This is a genomic window from Muribacter muris (assembly GCF_004569585.1).
Classification (GTDB): Bacteria; Pseudomonadota; Gammaproteobacteria; order Enterobacterales; family Pasteurellaceae; genus Muribacter; species Muribacter muris.
In genome coordinates, this window is the sequence record NZ_SPPA01000003.1 from 16,470 (window position 1) to 33,972 (window position 17,503).

Annotated in this window: 16 protein-coding genes; 6 read left to right on the top strand and 10 right to left on the bottom strand. The window is 45.7% G+C overall.

The genetic code is table 11. The features are described 5' to 3' along the window. Window positions 1–58: 58 nt before the first annotated feature. From fabB to hflK, 4 genes are all read right to left on the bottom strand, one after another. Window positions 59–1,276, bottom strand: a complete 1,218-nt coding sequence (fabB, locus tag E4T80_RS01805; protein ID WP_135054409.1) for a beta-ketoacyl-ACP synthase I — start codon at window positions 1,274–1,276, stop codon at window positions 59–61. A gap of 150 nt (window positions 1,277–1,426) precedes the next feature. Beyond that, window positions 1,427–2,725 carry an adenylosuccinate synthase gene (locus tag E4T80_RS01810; protein WP_047976854.1) on the bottom strand — a complete coding sequence of 433 codons (1,299 nt, stop codon included), beginning with the start codon at window positions 2,723–2,725 and terminating at the stop codon, window positions 1,427–1,429. A gap of 141 nt (window positions 2,726–2,866) precedes the next feature. After that, window positions 2,867–3,754: a protease modulator HflC gene (gene hflC, locus E4T80_RS01815; RefSeq protein WP_135054412.1), complete on the bottom strand. Its 888-nt coding sequence runs from the start codon at window positions 3,752–3,754 to the stop codon at window positions 2,867–2,869. Beyond that, complete coding sequence (hflK, locus tag E4T80_RS01820; protein WP_135054414.1) at window positions 3,754–4,974, bottom strand: FtsH protease activity modulator HflK; 1,221 nt, start codon at window positions 4,972–4,974, stop codon at window positions 3,754–3,756. The genes hflC and hflK overlap by 1 nt, the downstream gene beginning before the upstream one ends. A gap of 262 nt (window positions 4,975–5,236) precedes the next feature. Here hflK and E4T80_RS01825 point away from each other — a divergent pair, with 262 nt between their 5' ends. Both E4T80_RS01825 and trxA read left to right on the top strand, forming a co-directional pair. Next, window positions 5,237–6,538 (top strand): nucleobase:cation symporter-2 family protein, encoded by a 1,302-nt coding sequence (locus E4T80_RS01825; RefSeq protein ID WP_135054416.1) that lies wholly within the window; start codon window positions 5,237–5,239, stop codon window positions 6,536–6,538. A 114-nt stretch (window positions 6,539–6,652) separates the two neighbouring features. Further along, complete coding sequence (trxA, locus tag E4T80_RS01830) at window positions 6,653–6,967, top strand: thioredoxin (RefSeq protein ID WP_047976858.1); 315 nt, start codon at window positions 6,653–6,655, stop codon at window positions 6,965–6,967. 298 nt (window positions 6,968–7,265) lie between these two features. Here the strand turns inward: trxA and trhP are convergent, their stop codons facing one another. The 6 genes from trhP to E4T80_RS01855 form a co-directional block, all read right to left on the bottom strand. Beyond that, window positions 7,266–8,639 carry a prephenate-dependent tRNA uridine(34) hydroxylase TrhP gene (trhP, locus tag E4T80_RS01835; RefSeq protein WP_135054418.1) on the bottom strand — a complete coding sequence of 458 codons (1,374 nt, stop codon included), beginning with the start codon at window positions 8,637–8,639 and terminating at the stop codon, window positions 7,266–7,268. Window positions 8,640–9,226: 587 nt separating this feature from the next. Beyond that, window positions 9,227–9,466, bottom strand: a complete 240-nt coding sequence (locus E4T80_RS13075) for a hypothetical protein (protein ID WP_228064829.1) — start codon at window positions 9,464–9,466, stop codon at window positions 9,227–9,229. Window positions 9,467–9,540: 74 nt separating this feature from the next. Further along, window positions 9,541–10,389 carry a multidrug effflux MFS transporter gene (locus E4T80_RS01840; RefSeq protein ID WP_228064828.1) on the bottom strand — a complete coding sequence of 283 codons (849 nt, stop codon included), beginning with the start codon at window positions 10,387–10,389 and terminating at the stop codon, window positions 9,541–9,543. 106 nt (window positions 10,390–10,495) lie between these two features. Continuing rightward, window positions 10,496–11,155: an NAD(P)-dependent oxidoreductase gene (locus E4T80_RS01845; protein WP_135054420.1), complete on the bottom strand. Its 660-nt coding sequence runs from the start codon at window positions 11,153–11,155 to the stop codon at window positions 10,496–10,498. Window positions 11,156–11,181: 26 nt separating this feature from the next. Beyond that, the gene (locus E4T80_RS01850; protein WP_135054422.1) at window positions 11,182–11,625 is read right to left on the bottom strand and encodes a nuclear transport factor 2 family protein; all 444 of its coding nucleotides are present in this window, start codon (window positions 11,623–11,625) and stop codon (window positions 11,182–11,184) included. Window positions 11,626–11,968: 343 nt separating this feature from the next. Then, a complete protein-coding gene (locus tag E4T80_RS01855; protein WP_135054424.1) occupies window positions 11,969–13,465 on the bottom strand; it encodes a leucyl aminopeptidase in 1,497 nt (498 codons plus the stop codon). A 265-nt stretch (window positions 13,466–13,730) separates the two neighbouring features. Between E4T80_RS01855 and lptF the strand changes: the two genes are divergently transcribed. Genes lptF through E4T80_RS01875 form a run of 4 tightly spaced genes read left to right on the top strand, consistent with a single transcriptional unit; the run spans window position 13,731 to window position 17,500 of the window. After that, on the top strand, window positions 13,731–14,828 hold the full coding sequence (lptF, locus tag E4T80_RS01860) for an LPS export ABC transporter permease LptF (protein WP_135054426.1): 1,098 nt from the start codon (window positions 13,731–13,733) through the stop codon (window positions 14,826–14,828). Next, on the top strand, window positions 14,829–15,902 hold the full coding sequence (gene lptG / locus E4T80_RS01865; protein WP_135054428.1) for an LPS export ABC transporter permease LptG: 1,074 nt from the start codon (window positions 14,829–14,831) through the stop codon (window positions 15,900–15,902). It begins immediately after the preceding gene. Between the two features lie 20 nt (window positions 15,903–15,922). Next, a complete protein-coding gene (locus E4T80_RS01870; protein WP_135054430.1) occupies window positions 15,923–16,963 on the top strand; it encodes an AAA family ATPase in 1,041 nt (346 codons plus the stop codon). Window positions 16,964–16,969: 6 nt separating this feature from the next. After that, on the top strand, window positions 16,970–17,500 hold the full coding sequence (locus E4T80_RS01875) for a cysteine--tRNA ligase (protein WP_135054432.1): 531 nt from the start codon (window positions 16,970–16,972) through the stop codon (window positions 17,498–17,500). Window positions 17,501–17,503: the final 3 nt, after the last annotated feature.

Below are 17,503 nucleotides of genomic sequence, written 5' to 3' on the forward strand. Positions count from 1 at the left end.
ATCACTCCAAATAAAAATGAAAAGCGGGGCAATTTGCCCCTAAATATTAAAATTGAAATTAGCCTTGATATTTTTGGAACACTAAGCAGGCGTTCGTACCGCCGAAGCCGAAGCTATTGGACATCACGGTCGTTAAGGCTTTATCTTGACGTTCGGTGATGATATTTAACCCTTCGGCTTGCTCGTCTAAGGTCTCAATATTGATACTTGGTGCAATAAAGCCGTTATCCAACATCAACAGCGAGTAGATTGCCTCGTGCGCACCGGCTGCCCCGAGAGAGTGTCCGGTCATTGATTTGGTGGAAGAAATTGCCGGCGATTTATCCGCAAATACTTCACGGATTGCGCCTAATTCTTTTACATCACCCACCGGCGTTGATGTACCGTGTACATTGATATATTCCACTTCGCCGTTTACGGTGGCAAGGGCTTGTTTCATACAACGCACCGCACCTTCGCCGCTCGGTGCGACCATATCATAGCCGTCCGAGGTTGCGCCGTAGCCGACAATTTCCGCATAGATTTTTGCACCACGGGCTAGGGCGTGTTCTAATTCTTCGATGACTAACACCGCACCGCCGCCGGCAATGACGAAGCCATCACGGTTGGCATCGTAAGCGCGGGAGGCTTTGGTCGGAGTGTCGTTATATTTGGTCGACACCGCACCCATCGCATCAAATTCGGTGGCACATTCCCAAGACAATTCTTCCGCACCGCCGGCAAAGACAATATCCTGTTTGCCGAGTTGGATCAGCTCCATTGCGTGCCCGATACAGTGTGCGGAGGTCGCACAGGCAGAGCTGATAGAGTAATTGACGCCACGGATTTTATACGGCGTGGCAAGGCAAGCAGACACGCTGGACGCCATCGTTTTGGTAACGGCATAAGGGCCAACGGCTTTCACTCCACGCGGGCCGCGTACCGCATCGCAGGCAACTAATTGGCTGTGTGCTGACCCCGTGCCTGCACCGATAACTAAGCCGGTGCGGTCGTTTGATACTTGATCCTCGGTTAAACCGGCATCTTCAATCGCTTCTTTCATTGAAAGGTAAGCGTAGGCAGCGGCATCGCCCATAAAACGATAGACTTTACGGTCGATAAGCTCGGCAGGATTGAGCTTGATCGTACCGGCAATTTGGCTACGCATACCCACTTCGGCAAATGCCGGCACAAATTCAATACCGGATTTGCCTTCACGCAACGAAGCTAAGACTTCTGCTTTGTTATTTCCGATACTTGAAATAATCCCTAAACCGGTAATTACCACTCTTTTCATTCTTTATCCTCTTTTGAAATAAGATTAAATCTGGGCTATTCTACACAATTTAGCGGATCGGCTAAACCAAAAAATCAACGCAAGCGGTCAGATCCGAGTTGTTTTTGGCAAAAAGAAAGGCTGTTAAACAACAGCCTTTCGGGTCAATACTTATTGCGCAAACGGATCACGCAGAATCATTGTCTCAACTCGGTCAGGGCCGGTGGAAAGAATATCAACCGGCACACCAAGCACTTCTTCAATGCGTTTAATGTAGTTGATCGCATTTTGCGGCAGATCTTCCCATTTGGTTACACGGAAAGTGTTTTCGCTCCAACCCGGTAAGGTTTCGTAGATAGGCTCAACCCCTTCCCAGTCGGCGGCTGCCATTGGGGCATATTCCACGATTTCGCCGTTCGGCATTTTATAAGCAACGCAAATTTTCAGTTCTTCAAAGCCGTCCAGTACGTCTAATTTCGTCATACAAAAACCGGAAATGGAATTGATTTGAATCGCACGGCGTACCGCAACCGCATCAAACCAACCACAGCGGCGCGGGCGACCGGTTACTGCACCAAATTCGTTACCTTTACGGGCAATTTCCGCACCGGTTTCGTCAAATAATTCGGTGGTAAACGGGCCGGAGCCGACTCGGGTACAGTAGGCTTTAATGATACCTAGCACATAGTCTAAATTGCGAGGCCCGAAGCCGGAACCGGTAGCAACCCCGCCGGCAGTGGTGTTGGAACTGGTTACAAACGGATAAGTACCGTGGTCGATGTCCAACATTGTGCCTTGCGCCCCTTCAAACAGGATATTGTCGCCGTTGGCACGGGCTTTATGCAGCAGGGTGGTAATATCCGCCACCATACCGGTGAGAATATCTGCCACCGCAAGCACATCGTCTAGGGTTTTTTGATAATCGACCGGCTCAACTTTGTAATAGTGAACCAGTTGGAAATTGTAGTATTCCAAGATGGTTTTTAATTTTGCCGCAAAGGTTTCACGGTTGAAAAGGTCGCTGACACGCAAGCCACGACGGGCGACTTTATCTTCATAAGCAGGGCCGATACCCCGACCGGTCGTGCCGATTTTGTTATTGCCGAGTGCGGCTTCACGGGCGTGATCCATTGCCACGTGGTAAGGTAAAATCAGCGGGCAAGCCTCGGAAATTTTTAACCGTTCACGCACATTGATACCACGGGACTCCAACTCGCCCATTTCTTGCATTAACGCCGCCGGAGAAAGTACCACACCGTTGCCGATTAAGCAGGTAACATTATCCCGTAAAATACCGGACGGAATCAGGCGCAGAACAGTTTTTTCCCCATTGATAATCAGGGTATGACCGGCATTGTGTCCGCCTTGATAACGCACAACGTATTTAACACGATCGGTTAGTAAATCAACGATTTTGCCTTTTCCTTCGTCGCCCCATTGCGCCCCAAGGATTGCAACACTTTTACCCATAATAAAAAGCCTCTTTATTAGATTGAAATTGGGCAAGCGGTCGGTTTTAGGCTGATTTTTGCAAATTTTCAGCAAAAGCTGACCGCTTGTAAATCGGTTTTAAACGTAAAAAGACCCGAATACTCGGGTCTTTGGATACAACTATTTTGTCGGTGCTTTCATAAAGCGGAAAAATTCACTGTCCGGTTTGAGCAGCATCATATTGTTTGAACCTTCCGCAAAGCTCTCTTCGTAAGCCTTCAAGCTACGCACAAAACGGTAAAAATCCGGATCTTGTTTGAAAGCGTCTGCATAGATTTTCGCCGCTTGCGCATCACCTTGACCTTTTAACTCTTCAGCGGTTTTATTGGCGTTTGCCATAATCAGCACCACTTTTTTATCGGTTTCGGCACGGATAAACTCCGCTTTTTCTTCCCCTTGCGAGCGGTGTTCGCGTGCGACTGCGGCACGTTCTGCCTGCATACGTTGGTAGATAGATGAAGATACTTCATTCGGCAAATTGATTTGCTTCACTCGCACATCAACCACCTCAATGCCGAGACGTTCTGCACCATCTTCACCGGTGTTGAGCGCTTTTTGTGCACCTGCCATTAGTTCGCCACGTGAGCCGGATACAATATCTTTAATGGTGCGAGAACCGATTTCCGAACGTAAGCGGTCATTGACTTTGCGGCGTAATAGATCTTCGGCTTTGCGGAAATCACCGCCTACTGAGGTGTAGAATTTCCCGAAGTCGCTGATTTTCCATTTCACATAGGAATCGACCAATAGATCTTTTTTCTCAACGGTAACAAAACGATCCTCTTTGCCGTCTAAGGTTTTAATACGGGCATCAAGGGTTTTGAGTTGATCGATAAGCGGGAGCTTAAAATGTAAACCCGGTTCATAGACCACCACTTTATTCTCGCCGTCCCGGTGTACTTTGCTAAAACGTAGCATAATACCCCGTTGCCCCTCTTGTACCACGATGACCGATTGATAGGCGATAAACGCAAGAATTGCCAAAACGGGTAATAATAATTTACGCATTACTTAAATCTCCCTTTACGCTCGGTTTGTCTTGGCTGCGGTGCGGGCTGTGCCGGTGGTGTGGTTTGCACCGGCGCAATTTGCGGTTGGATTGGCGCAGGCGGCGCAACCGTTTCGCTCACGCTGGGTTTTGCCATCAATTTATCAAGCGGCAGCACGGCAAGATTATTCGCATTGGCACTGTCCATCATCAGCTTAGGCGTGTTTTTCATTACCTTTTCCATCGTTTGAATGTAAAGGCGCTCACGGGTAACTTCCGCTGCTTGACGGTATTCCGGCAATAATCGGCTGAAGCGTTCTACTTCACCACGCGCATTGAGTACCACTTGCTCTTTGTAAGCATTGGCTTGTTCGATAATCCGTTGCGCTTGACCCCGTGCAATCGGTTCTTGACCACGGGCATAGGCTTCGGCTTCTCGGATCAGTCGCTGTTCGTCCTCTTGGGCTTTAATCGCATCGTCAAAAGCGGCTTTTACCTCTTCCGGCGGGCGAGCGTATTGGAAATTGACATCTGTAACCAGCAAGCCCATATCGTAGTTTTTGATAATCTCCCGCAAGGTATGCCACGTTTTTTCACGCACAACCGCACGGCCGGTGGTGAGAATATCGTCCATTGTCATATGCCCGATCACATAGCGTAGCGCACTGTCGGTCGCTTGTTTTAAGCTATCGTCCGGCTTGGTTACGCTGAAATGGTATTTTGCCGGATCTTCAATGCGGTATTGCACGGTCATTTCAACCTGTACCATATTTTCATCTTGGGTGAGCATTGACCCGCTGGTTTTCAACTCGGAGACTTGTTCCACATTGGTTGGAATCACTTGGTCGATAAAGGTCGGTTTCCAGTTTAAGCCCGGCATTTGAATGCTGTGCAATTTGCCGAAGCGGGTAACCACGCCCCGTTCCGCCTCTTGAATGGTATAAAATCCGGACGCAGCCCAAACGATTGCGCCCAAACCGAAAATAATCGGCAAAAATTTACCGAATGACACGGGGGGCTGGCTGTTTGAACTGTTTCGATTGCCGCCGTTACCGCCGCCTATTTTTTTCAGTAAATTGTTAAAAACGTCTTCTAAATCCGGCGGTTGCTGACCCGATTTAGACTGAGGCGCTTGATCTGGCTGCTGCCCCGTGCCTTGCTGTTCTTGTTCAGGCTTTTTTTGTCCCGGTTTCCCCCAAGGATCTTGCGAATTGCCATTGCCCGATGCGTTCCACGACATAATGTTCTCCAAAATCAACAGTATTTGCATTTTTTAAACACTTTTAAACAAAATGCAAGCGTTGGATTGTACCGATTTTGATTGGTTTTGGCTAGTTTGAATATGCAAAATCTGCGATCAATTTTGGCATTTTTCGCTTGGCGGGACGAGCGAAACGGCATTTGCAATTTCTCGCTAAAAACCGACCGCGTGTTGCGGTAAATAATCGCCCAAAGGGTAAAATCAGCGTATAATTTACCCTTTTTGATTGAAGGTTTACGCTATGCAAAAATTACGTTATCCGGTGGACGCAAAACCGCCTTTTGGTTTAACGCTATTATTAGCCGCTCAACACTTACTGGCGGCATTGGGCGGGATTATTGCCGTCCCCTTAGTATTGGGCAATGTATTGAAATTGCCCACGCCCGATACGATTGTGTTAGTCAATGCCGCCTTATTGGTCTCAGGCATTGTAACGATCATTCAATGCCAAGGGATCGGGTCGATCGGCTTGCGTTTGCCGAGTGTGATGGGAACGAGCTTTACCTTTGTGGCAGCGGCGTTGGCGATCGGCTTTAGCGAATACGGCGTGGCGGGCATTTTGGGTTCGTCCCTTGTCGGCTCGCTAGTGATGATTGTCGGCAGCTTTTTTATGCCCTATGTGCGAAAACTGTTTCCGCCGGTTGTAACCGGTGTGGTAGTGATGATGATCGGTTTGAGCTTAATTCCGGTGGCGGTCGATTGGTTTGCCGGCGGGCAAAAGGGCGATCCGCATTATGCTGATCCGGCTAATTTAGCGATGGCGGCGTTTGTGCTGGTTTTGGTGGTTGCCTTAGTGCAATGGGGCAAAGGCATTTTTTCGGCAGCGGCGATTGTGATCGGGATTTTAGTCGGCTATCTGGTAGCGTTAGCACTGGGAATGATCGATTTCATCAATGTGAACAATGCCGATTGGTTTGCCGTGCCGCAGCCGTTGCATTTCGGTTTAGCGTTTCCGATTTCCGGCATTATTGGAATGAGCATTGCCTATTTGGTTACCATTGTCGAATCCAGCGGCAATTTTTTAGCCCTCGGTAATGCGACCCAAACGGAGATTACCGGCAAGCATTTGCGTGGCGGGGTGCTGTGTGATGGTTTAGGCTCGGCGTTGGCGGCGGTAATGTCCACCACGCCGTTTTCTTCGTTCTCACAAAATATCGGCGTGATCTCGCTGACGGGCGTTGCCAGTCGCTATGTGGTAACGATGATGGGCGTGTTATTGGTGCTTGCCGGTGTGTTTCCGGTATTTGGTGCGTTGATAGTGTCAATTCCGATGCCGGTACTCGGTGGCGCAGGTTTGATGATGTTTGCAATGATTATTGCGGCAGGTATCCAAATGCTGGATAAAGTGGAACGCAGCAAACGCAACGGCTTGATTATTGCCATTTCGATCGGTTGTGGCTTAGCCGTAACGACGCGTCCCGAACTTTTGGATAAATTACCCTCATTTGTGAAAGAGATTTTTGGATCGGGGATTACGGTCGGCTCGTTGCTGGCGCTGACGCTTAATTTAATCCTGCCGCACGAGAAAGACGAGCAGGCGTAATTTCGACAAAATATCACTTGAAATTTAGGGCGATTATCCCTATCTTGTGCAACATCTTATTAACGCTTCACTTCGTGGGAGCGTTTTGTTTTGACCTCACTATAAGGAACGACTATGAGCAGTGTAATTCATACCACCGATGCAACGTTTGAACAAGACGTATTAAAATCAGATGTGCCGGTATTATTAGACTTTTGGGCACCGTGGTGTGGCCCTTGCCGTGCGATTGGGCCGGTATTAGACGATTTAGCCGCCCAAGTCGGCGATAAAGCGAAGATCGTGAAAATGAACGTGGACGAAAACCAACAAGTGCCGGCACAATACGGCGTGCGTAGTATCCCGTTCTTGCTGATTATCAAAAACGGCGAAGTGGTCGCACAACAAGTTGGTGCACAAAACCTACCGGCATTTTTAGAGAATTTAGCCTAGTTTAAATAAACGATAAAAGCGACTTGAGGTAGCTCAAGTCGCTTTTTTAATGTCTGTAAGCGGTTAGATGAGTCGGACATTTTCAATATTATGTAGCGGTTGCACAAAGTTGTTTTTTGTTCGCTTGTAGGGACACACTGCGTGTGTCCGGATTTTAACCTATTGAAATAATTTGATTTTTATAAAGGACACACGCAGTGTGTCCCTACATTCTGTTAAAATGTCTATTTTTGTGCATTTTTGCTACATAATACCGGACATTTTGCAAAAAAACCGCTAAATTCGACCGCTTGTTCTGTTACTGGTGCGGGTTGCGGGTATTGGCATTGACGAGATTACGCATCAATAAGGCGTAGTGGAGTTCAATATCCTGCGGCACATCTAAAAAGACAAAATGCCCGTCCCCCAAGCCGGCTTCCACCGCTTCGTTTTTGCGGTTGAGCATTCTCTCGATTTTAAACACGATATTGCCTTTCGGTGTCATCATTTCCACTTCATCGCCGAGCAGGAATTTATTTTTAACCGCCACTTCCGCCATACCTTGTTCGTTGCGTTTGCCGGTAAATTCACCGACAAATTGCTGACGCTCGGAAATGGAGTAGCCGTACTCGTAGTTTTGATATTCATCGTGAGTGTGGCGGCGTAGAAAACCTTCCGTATAGCCACGGTGTGCCAGCGACTCAAGGGTATCCATCAATGCTGGGTCGAACGGCTTACCTGCGGCGGCATCGTCAATCGCTTTGCGGTAAACTTGGGCGGTTCTGGCACAATAGTAGAAAGATTTGGTACGCCCTTCAATTTTGAGGGAATGTACGCCGATTTGAGCGAGTTTTTCCACGTGTTGCACCGCACGCAAATCTTTCGAGTTCATAATGTAAGTGCCGTGCTCGTCTTCAAAAGCGGTCATTTGCTCGTCCGGTTTTTGACTTTCGGCTAACAAAAAGACTTTATTGGTAGTATCGCCCTCACCTAAGGTCGGTGCGACATTTTTGATCTCAATCTGTTGTGCCGGATCAATTTTCGACACAATGTTCCCCACATCATCAACCTGACCTTCTTCCACTTGGTATTCCCAACGGCACGCATTGGTGCAAGTGCCTTGGTTCGGATCACGTTTGTTGATATAGCCGGAGAGCAGGCAACGCCCCGAATACGCCATACATAACGCACCGTGAACAAAAATTTCGATTTCCATATCCGGCACTTGCTCACGGATTTCGGCAATTTCTTCAATGGATAATTCACGGGATAAAATTACACGGGTTAAGCCCATCTGTTTCCAGAATTTCACCGTTGCCCAGTTTACCGCATTGGCTTGTACCGACAGGTGAATATCCATTTGCGGAAAATGTTCACGCACCAGCATAATCAGACCGGGGTCGGACATAATCAACGCATCGGGCTGCATATCCACCACCACTTGCAAATCCTTAATAAAGGTTTTGAGCTTGGAATTATGCGGTGCGATGTTCACCACCACATAGAATTTTTTGCCGAGGGCGTGGGCCTCATCAATACCGATCTTCAAATTGGCGTGGTTAAATTCATTGTTACGCACACGCAGGCTGTAACGAGGCTGCCCCGCATAGACGGCATCTGCCCCATAGGCAAAGGCATAACGCATATTTTTCAGCGAACCTGCAGGGGATAAAAGTTCGGGTTTTTGTAACATTTCAATTCTCTTCTGATAACAAGTCAGGGTTTTCCAGAGTGGAAAACGTAAAGGGGCGTTATTTTATATGAAGAATGCTATTTCTCTAAGCGAAAATTGAGGTAATAAATGAGGGTTAAGCGTTTAAACATCACGCTATTTTGTATGCGCTTGGTTTACAGGCGAGGTAATCAAAAAGACTTTTAGCACTGTTTAACTAACTTAAGTGTCTAATATTATGTCGCCAACGTACAAAATAGATATTTCAATATCATTGTAGGGACTCCATTCTGGCGTCCGATAAAATCGCATTATTTCACGATTTTTCGGTATTATGTAGCAAATGCACAAAAATAGACATTTTAACGGAATGTAGGGACACACTGCGTGTGTCCTTTATAAAAATCAAATTATTTCAATAGGTTAAAATCCGGACACACGCAGTGTGTCCCTACAAGAGAACAAAAAACGACTTTGTGCAACGGCTATATAATATTGAGATTTTCTTAAACGGACGCAAGCATTGCGTCCCTACCGTTTGCTCAAAATGGTATTTTGTGAATCTGCTAGATATGTCAAAAAATGTCGTCAAACAGACCGCTTGCTATTTAGTTTTCAACTTTATTTTTAACGCTAAGGTAGAGCCACAGTGCTAATAGCGCACAAGCCGATATGACTACCGCGGAAGAGTAGAAAATATTCCCAATGCCGACCAGTGGCGAAACAATACCGCCCAAAAAGAACGGTGCAAAGCCGAGCAGCGCAGACGCTGCTCCGGCGTGTTCCCTTTCACTCTCCATTGCCAGAGATGAAATTGCCGGTAACGGTAAACCGGTCAGCAGTAACATCAAGAAGAAACCGAGCTCTACTAAAAACCAGTGTGGCTGGATAAGCAAAACCACTGCGGTATAGAGGACTGCGGTTACGAAGCCGAGTACTCCCACGCCGAGCGGTTTGCCAATTTACTGCCAAGATTGGAGCCAATAACTAATGCAGCACCGTTTGCACCAAAGCAGAGGCTGAATGCCATTGACGATAAACCGTAAATACTTTGCAAGATAAAGGGGGAGGCGGCGATATAGGCAAACATCGCACCAAATAGGAACGTTTCGATCCCGACATAGTGCATAAACAGGCGGTTTTTAATGATTTTACCGAATGAGCCGAATACGGATAGTACCGAGCCTTGCAAGCGTTTTTCTTCTGCCAAGCTCTCGCACAGACGCAGGCTGAACAGGGTAACAACCACGCCAATGAAGGTGAGGAAAATAAAAATCCCTTTCCAATTGATATATTCTAACAGCAGGCTGCCTAAAATAGGGGAGATAATCGGCGCAAGCCCGTTAATTGTCATCAGTAAGCCGAAAAAGCGGGTCATTTCTCGCCCTCGATAAAGATCGGTAACTATCGCACGGGAAATCACCACACTGCCTGCCGACGATAATCCCTGCACGATCCTCAACGCAATCATTGTTTCAATATTGGGTGAAAAAACGATCGCAATGGTGCTTGCGATATAAACTAGCAGCGATAAAATCAGCGGTTTCTTCCGCCCGAATTTATCGCTGATAGGTCCGAGTAAAAGTTGCCCGACTGCCAATCCGATCATCGCAGTGGTCAGCGTAAGTTGGGTCATTGATGTTGTGGTATGGAAAAATTCTGCAAGCTGTGGTAGAGACGGAAGGTAGAGATCGACGACAAAAGGGCCGAATGCCGAGAGTATGCCGAGCAATAGTGCTAAGAAAAATTTAGAGTTTGCTTTAGTCATCATAGTTGTTATTAAAAATTAAAAGACAACATTATTGTTGAAAAAAACAAGCGGTCGGAAATTTGCAACATATTACAAAATTCAAACCGCTTGTAAGTCGTATAGTAGGTTATTTTGCTGCAACCGTAAAACGTTGGAATAAGTGAGCTTTTTGCTCAACATCATCGGCAATAGCAATGGCTAAGTCTGCCACTGAAATTCCCGCAGGTTCATCACCATTCATTAATAACTCTTCACCACCTAAGCGGTAAGAGCCTAAACGTTCTTCGCTAAATCCACTCTCTTCACCTAAACACGCTGGTGGAGAAATAAACGCCCAGTTTACATCACGGCGATCACGCAAGTCATTTAATAAATGGCGGGCTGCATTAGCGCCATCATAGATTTCTTTTGGGAAATCGGGTGTGTCCATAACTTGTAAATTAGGCGCTACGTATAAACTACCTGCACCACCTACAACTAATAGGTAAGGTATTGCTGCTGTTTTCGCTGCTTCTAGAATAGCGTTTGCACCGCGCGTGAAATCTGCACCGATATTTGGGTTATGCCAACCGGGGTTGAAAGCACTCACAACTGCGTCAAACCCTGCTAATTGTTCGGCAAATTTTGCATTTTCTACATCAAAAGCGACTGCTTGTACGTTGTTTGCTTTGAGTACTTTATCTACATTACGTGCAAAACCAACTACTTGATGACCACGATCAGCAAGCTCTTTCACGACTGCTGCCCCAACATAGCCAGTTGCACCGATTACTGCGATTTTTTTCATCTTTAATTCCTCTTAATTATTGATGATTAAAACATTGAACGGCCGCTTTCAGTTTTTTCCGGCACGGCTTGGATCACGTCCCAGTGTTCCACGATTTTACCGTTTTCATCAAAACGGAAAATATCCACGACCGCCTCGCCTTTATCGTTTTCGTCCATTGTGCTGTGAACGTGCAACATTACCAAATCACCGTCAGCCATTACACGCTTGATTTCTGCTTTGGATTTTGGGTGTGCTTTTAAAAATGGAACGAATGCATCAATAAATGCCTGTCCGCCATCTGCAACAGTTGGGTTATGTTGCAAGTATTCTTTGCCAACATATTTTTCCGTAGCTTCTTTGACTTTGTGTTGATTGAATGCCATTTCGTAAAATGCCAACGCTGTCGCTTTATTTTGCTCCGGCGTAGTGGCAGCAACTGCCGAGAAAGAAGTGAAAAGTGCAATAGCGGTTAAAAGTGATTTTTTCATTTTGTCGTTTCCTTAATTTTCGTTGTTCATTATGAATTGGTATTATAATGAAATAAAAATAGAGATAAACCGCAGTTTTTGAATAATATTGTTTCATTTTTTGAAACAAATAGTGGAAAATGAGGGGGGTATAGCTGAAGCACTGTTTTTGTATGCGCTGACGTAATGGCTATTTCAATGTCATTGCTGGGATTGAGGTACAAAGGCGTTTATTAACGGCTAGATGATTTCAGGAGAGATAAACGGACGCCGACTTGGCGTCCTTCGCTATAAGTAAAGGTGCAATTTTGCGTAACGACATCATATCGCAAGTTTTTCTATCAAACGCACCGCTTGTGCTTCATTATTCAGGTTGTGCGACTTTATCGATCAAAAACTGCGTCAGTAGCGGTACGGGGCGGCCGGTTGCGCCTTTGGCTGCGCCGGATTTCCACGCTGTACCGGCAATATCAAGGTGCGCCCACGGGTAGTCTTGGGTGAAGTTGGAGAGGAATTGCCCTGCGGTAATCGCCCCGCCGAAACGCCCGCCGATATTGGCGAGATCGGCAAAGTTGGATTTTAGCATTTCTTGATATTCTTCGCCAAGCGGTAAACGCCAAGTGCGATCGTCTGCTTTTTCCGCCGCTTGCAATAGCTGGTCGGCAATCTGATTATCCGTGGAAAGCAAGCCGCTGGTGTGGTGACCTAATGCGACGATGCACGCACCGGTAAGGGTGGCGATGTCAATCACTAATTCAGGGTTGAAGCGTTTAACATAAGTGAGTACATCGCACAGCACTAAACGCCCTTCGGCATCGGTATTCAGCACTTCAACGGTTAAGCCCGACATTGTGGTAAGAATATCACCCGGTCGGTAGGCATTGCCGTCCGGCATATTTTCGCAGCCGGCTAACACGCCGATGACATTAAGCGGTAAATTGAGTTGGGCGATCGCTTGCATTGTACCATAGACGGACGCTGCGCCGCCCATATCGTATTTCATCTCGTCCATTGCTTCCGACGGCTTAATGGAGATACCGCCGGAGTCGAAGGTCAGCCCTTTGCCGACCAGCACAATCGGTTTGGCGGACGGGTTCGGGTGGTTTTTGTATTCGATGACAGACATAAACGCCGGATTTGCCGAGCCGCGTGATACGGCGAGATAGCTGTGCATACCGAGGGCTGACATCTCTTTTTCGTCAATCACGCTGGTGGTGATATTGGCATAACGTTTGCCGAGTGCCACTGCCAGTTCGCTGAGGTATTTCGGGTTACAGACATTCGGCGGGCAGTTTGCCACATCTTTTGCACATTTTACTCCGTAAGCGACCGCTTGCCCTTCCAAAATGGCTTTTTCAACCAGCGGTTGTTGTTCGGTATCGCAGGCAAAATGGAGCGTTGTCAGCGTAGGATTTGGGGCTTTTTGGCGTTTAAATTCATCGTAGCGGTATTGGTTTTCCTGCACCGCTTCAATTGCAAACCGCACGTTCCAATAGGCTGTACGATGTTGCACGCTCAATTCCGTTAAGGCACAGACTGCGTGATTAACATTGATTTCACCAAGCGTTTGCGCCATTTTTTGCACAATTTGTTTATATTGGCGATCGCTTAACGCTGCCGGTTTACCGCAGCCGAGGAGTAATACACGAGTTGCCGCCACGTTCGGCACATTGTGTAATAACAGGCTTTGCCCTAATTTGCCGGTGAGATCGCCGGTTTTTAGCAGGTTGGTGAGGTAGCCTTGGCTGAGGGTGTCCAACTGCGCGGCGGCTGACGTGAGCTGATTGTCTTCATAGACGCCCACGACTAAACAGTCGCTCGCTGGGTTGGCAAGTGCCAAATCGGCTAAACGAAATTCCATAAAATCCTCCCGTGATTTTTTCTGTGTAAAAGGGTATGATTACGCTTTTGCAAGCGGTCGGTTTGGGCAAACTGTTTTCAACATAATGCCAAACTCAAAGATGGCGAACAATGGGGCGGAACGCTCATCAATGTAGCGTGCTGATATGTCATTTGACATAAATGGATTGCAAATAGTTTGCCCAAACCGACCGCTTGCAACTTGGCGTTAAGCTACCCTGTTAATAAAAAATTGCAAGTAATAATTTGCAAAACGAGAGTGGATTGTGATTTTAAGTCGATATTTAACCAAAGAGATTTTTAAAAGCCAAATTGCTATCTTATTTATTTTGTTGGTGATTTTCTTCTGCCAACAATTAGTGCGAGTACTCAGTTCGGCGGTGAGCGGCAAAGTGCCGACCGATTTGGTCTTGAGTCTGCTGGGGCTGGGAATGCCGACAATGGCACAACTGATGTTGCCGTTGTCGCTCTTTATTGCGTTATTGCTTACCCTTGGGCGTTTTTATGCGGAAAGCGAAATTACCGTGATGCGAGCCTGCGGGGTCGGGCAGAGTTTGTTGGTCAAGTCCGCCCTGTTTCTGTCCCTTTTTACGACCGTGATTGCCGTTTATAACGTATTTTGGCTGACCCCTTGGGCGATCAATAAACAGAGCGAAATGTTGGCGGAGGCGAAAGCCAATCCCCGTTTTGCTGCCCTGTCAGCCGGGCAATTTATGTCCGCCGGCGGTTATGTTTTATTTATTGATAACATTGAAAATAATCGGATTAACGATATTTATGTGTTCCAGCCGGATCAGCAGAAGAAAAACAAACCGTCCGTGGTGTTTGCCGAATCGGGCGAGCTGCAAGGCTTGCCGAACGGCGATCAACGCCTCAATTTAACCAACAGTACCCGCTACGAAGGCACGCCGCAGACAGCGGATTTTCGCATTTCACACTTTGATCGTTACAGTGCCTATTTAGGCTATCAAGATGTAGAAACCGATGAAAAATTGGTGCAACGGGCGGATTTCAACAAGCTCATTCAGGATAATTCCCTCGAAGCGAAGTCCGAATTGCAATGGCGTTTTGCCTTGATTTTTGCCGTACCGCTGATGGCGTTGTTAGCCGTGCCGATGAGCAGTGTGAACCCTCGCCAAGGGCGATTTGCCAAATTATTGCCGGCATTGTTGCTGTATTTAATTTATTTTTTGTTGCAAAGCTCTCTTAAATCGGCGGGCGGATCGGGCAAAGTCGATGCTACGTTGTGGATGCCGTTGGTGTCGCTCGCTTTCTTGCTACTCGGGATTGTGCTGAACAGTTGGGACAGCAAAGCGATGTCCGCGCTGCGTTACCGTTTTCACGCCCAAAAGGTGAAGAACTAAATGAATGTATTAGAACGTTATATCGGAAAAACGATCCTTGCCGCCATTATGCTGACCCTGTTTATGTTGGTCGGCTTGGGGGCGATTATTAAATTTGTCGAAGAATTTCGTGATGTCGGCAAAGGCAGTTATGACGGCTTAATGGCGGCGTACTACACCTTTTTAACTATTCCCCGTGATGTCGAAACATTTTTCCCGATTGCCGCCCTGCTCGGCTCATTGATGGGGCTTGGCACACTTGCCAGCCGCAGTGAATTAGTGGTGATGCAAGCCTCCGGTTTCTCCCGTTTCCGCATCGGGTTAGCGGTGATGAAAACCGCCATTCCGTTGGTGGTATTCACAATGGTGATCGGGGAGTGGGGAGTGCCGCAAACGGAGCAGTTTGCCCGTAATATGCGCTCAATCGCCCAAAGTGGCGGTTCAATGCTCTCAACCCAAGGCGGTTTTTGGGCGAAGGACGGCAAGGATTTCATCTATATTCGCCACATTCAGGACGAAACACACTTGCAAAATGTGATGATTTACCATTTTGATGAACAGAAAGCCTTACAAGCGATCACCAAAGCGGAACGGGCTATCTATTCGGCGGCACAAGGCTGGATTTTGCAGCAGGTGGAAAAATCCCGTGTCGGCGAGCAGGCAATTAGCCAAGGCAAAGAGCCGGATCAGCAATGGCAAACCAGCATTACGCCAAGTAAATTGGGGATTGTATCGCTCAAGCCGGAATCGCTCTCTATCTCGGGCTTGGCGGATTACGTCGGCTTTTTGAAAGACACGGGGCAAGATCCGAAACGTTTTGAAATCACCTTTTGGCGAAAAGTTTTTCAGCCTGTTTCAATGGCGGTGATGATGTTGCTGGCGATTTCCTTTATTTTCGGGCCGTTACGCAGCAGCACAATGGGCGCAAAAATCGTGATTGGCATTATCGCCGGCTTTGTGTTTTATGTCGCCAATATCGTGTTTGGTAATCTGAGCTTAGTTGTATTGTGGCTACCGGTGGCGGTGGGGGCGTTGATCCCAAGCCTACTCTGCTTAACGATTATTTGGTGGCTGCTCACTAAAAAGCGGGATTAAGTTATTAGAGAGGGAATATTATGTTGAAAAGAATGCAGCTAAAAAACTTCACGGTATTTAATGATGTAAATTTAGAATTCTCAAGCGGCTTAAATGTGATTATCGGTGAAAATGGTATGGGGAAATCCCATTTATTGAAAGTCGCTTATTCAATGATTGCTAGTAGCTTTGAACAGAGCAAAGGGTTAAATGTTATTTCCCCAACAAAATCGTTAATGCAAAAAGCCTATGCGGATAAACTAGTCAATGTTTTTCGTCCTGAAAGTTTAGGTAGATTAGTGCGTAGAAAGCAAGGACGAGAGCGATGTGAAATAACACTAGAATTTAAAAATAAAGAGCAAAATTGTGGATTAAGTTTTTCTACGAATAGTAAAACGGAAGTACAAATTGAAAAGCTAAATCATAGTTGGCAGGATAAAGCACCAGTATATTTACCAACAAGAGAATTATTAACTATTTACCCAAACTTCACTACAATATATAAAAATAATTATCTTGAATATGATGAAACCTATTATGATACTTGTATTCTATTAGGGGCTTTATTAGCAAAAGGCCCAAGGGAAGAAAAAATAAAAGAACTTTTATTGCCTTTAGAAGAAGAAATGGGGGGAAAAATCATTTTAGATAAAAATGGACACTTTTATATTCAAGGACAAGGAAAAATGGAAATGCCCTTAGTTGCTGAGGGATTACGCAAGTTGGCAATGATTGCCCGTTTAATTGCAACAGGAGCATTACTTGATAAAGGGATTTTATTTTGGGACGAGCCAGAAGCTAATCTGAATCCTAAACTAATCAAAGTGATCGCAAAAACTATTTTGCATTTATGTCGAAACGGTATTCAAGTATTTATTGCTACACATTCATTATTTCTATTACGAGAGTTAGAAATTTTATCTAAACAGTCTGATTTTAATGGAGTAAGCCAACGCTATTTAGGATTAAAATCCAGTAAAGATGGTATTACTATTGAACAAGGTAATGAAATTTATGATATTGAAACCTTAACAGTATTAAATGAATCTTTAATGCAATCTGATCGCTATCTTAATTTGTAGGTAAATATGAAAGAAATTATAGAAAGCAATATACGTTTTCATTTTCCTAATGAATTAGCAATAAAATATGATGATGAAATATTTTATCAGAAATTTAAAAGTATTGCTCAAGGAACAAAAGCAATCGATATTCTTTATATTAGTAATCCAATAGCTTGGATGATTGAAGTTAAAAATTATCAAAAAAGAGTTATTAATAAACAAATAATCGAACCCGAACAACCATCTAAATTACCCGAAATAATTGCCACGAAAGTTAGGGATACAATGGCAGGTATATGTTGTTTAAAATATGATAATAACAATATAGATCTTCAGTCCTTTGCAGAGAATTTTTTAAAACAACGTAAATTAAAAATAGTCTTCCATTTAGAACAAGATGAGGCATATGAGAGGTTTAGGCCTATTGATCCTGCCGATATTTTACAACGATTAAAAGTTTTACTGCGTAATGTTGATCCAAATCCCTATATTGTTAATTGTACTAATTTGCTGGAAAAATTTGATATTAGCTGGTCTGCGGAAAGAGAAAATTAGGTA

Excerpts from the sequence above, each read along its gene's own strand:
- fabB (WP_135054409.1), bottom strand. The coding sequence starts at position 1,276 with ATGAAAAGAGTGGTAATTACCGGTTTAGGGATTATTTCAAGTATCGGA.
- E4T80_RS01810 (WP_047976854.1), bottom strand. The coding sequence starts at position 2,725 with ATGGGTAAAAGTGTTGCAATCCTTGGGGCGCAATGGGGCGACGAAGGA.
- hflC (WP_135054412.1), bottom strand. The coding sequence starts at position 3,754 with ATGCGTAAATTATTATTACCCGTTTTGGCAATTCTTGCGTTTATCGCC.
- hflK (WP_135054414.1), bottom strand. The coding sequence starts at position 4,974 with ATGTCGTGGAACGCATCGGGCAATGGCAATTCGCAAGATCCTTGGGGG.
- E4T80_RS01825 (WP_135054416.1), top strand. The coding sequence starts at position 5,237 with ATGCAAAAATTACGTTATCCGGTGGACGCAAAACCGCCTTTTGGTTTA.
- trxA (WP_047976858.1), top strand. The coding sequence starts at position 6,653 with ATGAGCAGTGTAATTCATACCACCGATGCAACGTTTGAACAAGACGTA.
- trhP (WP_135054418.1), bottom strand. The coding sequence starts at position 8,639 with ATGTTACAAAAACCCGAACTTTTATCCCCTGCAGGTTCGCTGAAAAAT.
- E4T80_RS13075 (WP_228064829.1), bottom strand. The coding sequence starts at position 9,466 with ATGTTACTGCTGACCGGTTTACCGTTACCGGCAATTTCATCTCTGGCA.
- E4T80_RS01840 (WP_228064828.1), bottom strand. The coding sequence starts at position 10,389 with ATGATGACTAAAGCAAACTCTAAATTTTTCTTAGCACTATTGCTCGGC.
- E4T80_RS01845 (WP_135054420.1), bottom strand. The coding sequence starts at position 11,155 with ATGAAAAAAATCGCAGTAATCGGTGCAACTGGCTATGTTGGGGCAGCA.
- E4T80_RS01850 (WP_135054422.1), bottom strand. The coding sequence starts at position 11,625 with ATGAAAAAATCACTTTTAACCGCTATTGCACTTTTCACTTCTTTCTCG.
- E4T80_RS01855 (WP_135054424.1), bottom strand. The coding sequence starts at position 13,465 with ATGGAATTTCGTTTAGCCGATTTGGCACTTGCCAACCCAGCGAGCGAC.
- lptG (WP_135054428.1), top strand. The coding sequence starts at position 14,829 with ATGAATGTATTAGAACGTTATATCGGAAAAACGATCCTTGCCGCCATT.
- E4T80_RS01870 (WP_135054430.1), top strand. The coding sequence starts at position 15,923 with ATGTTGAAAAGAATGCAGCTAAAAAACTTCACGGTATTTAATGATGTA.
- E4T80_RS01875 (WP_135054432.1), top strand. The coding sequence starts at position 16,970 with ATGAAAGAAATTATAGAAAGCAATATACGTTTTCATTTTCCTAATGAA.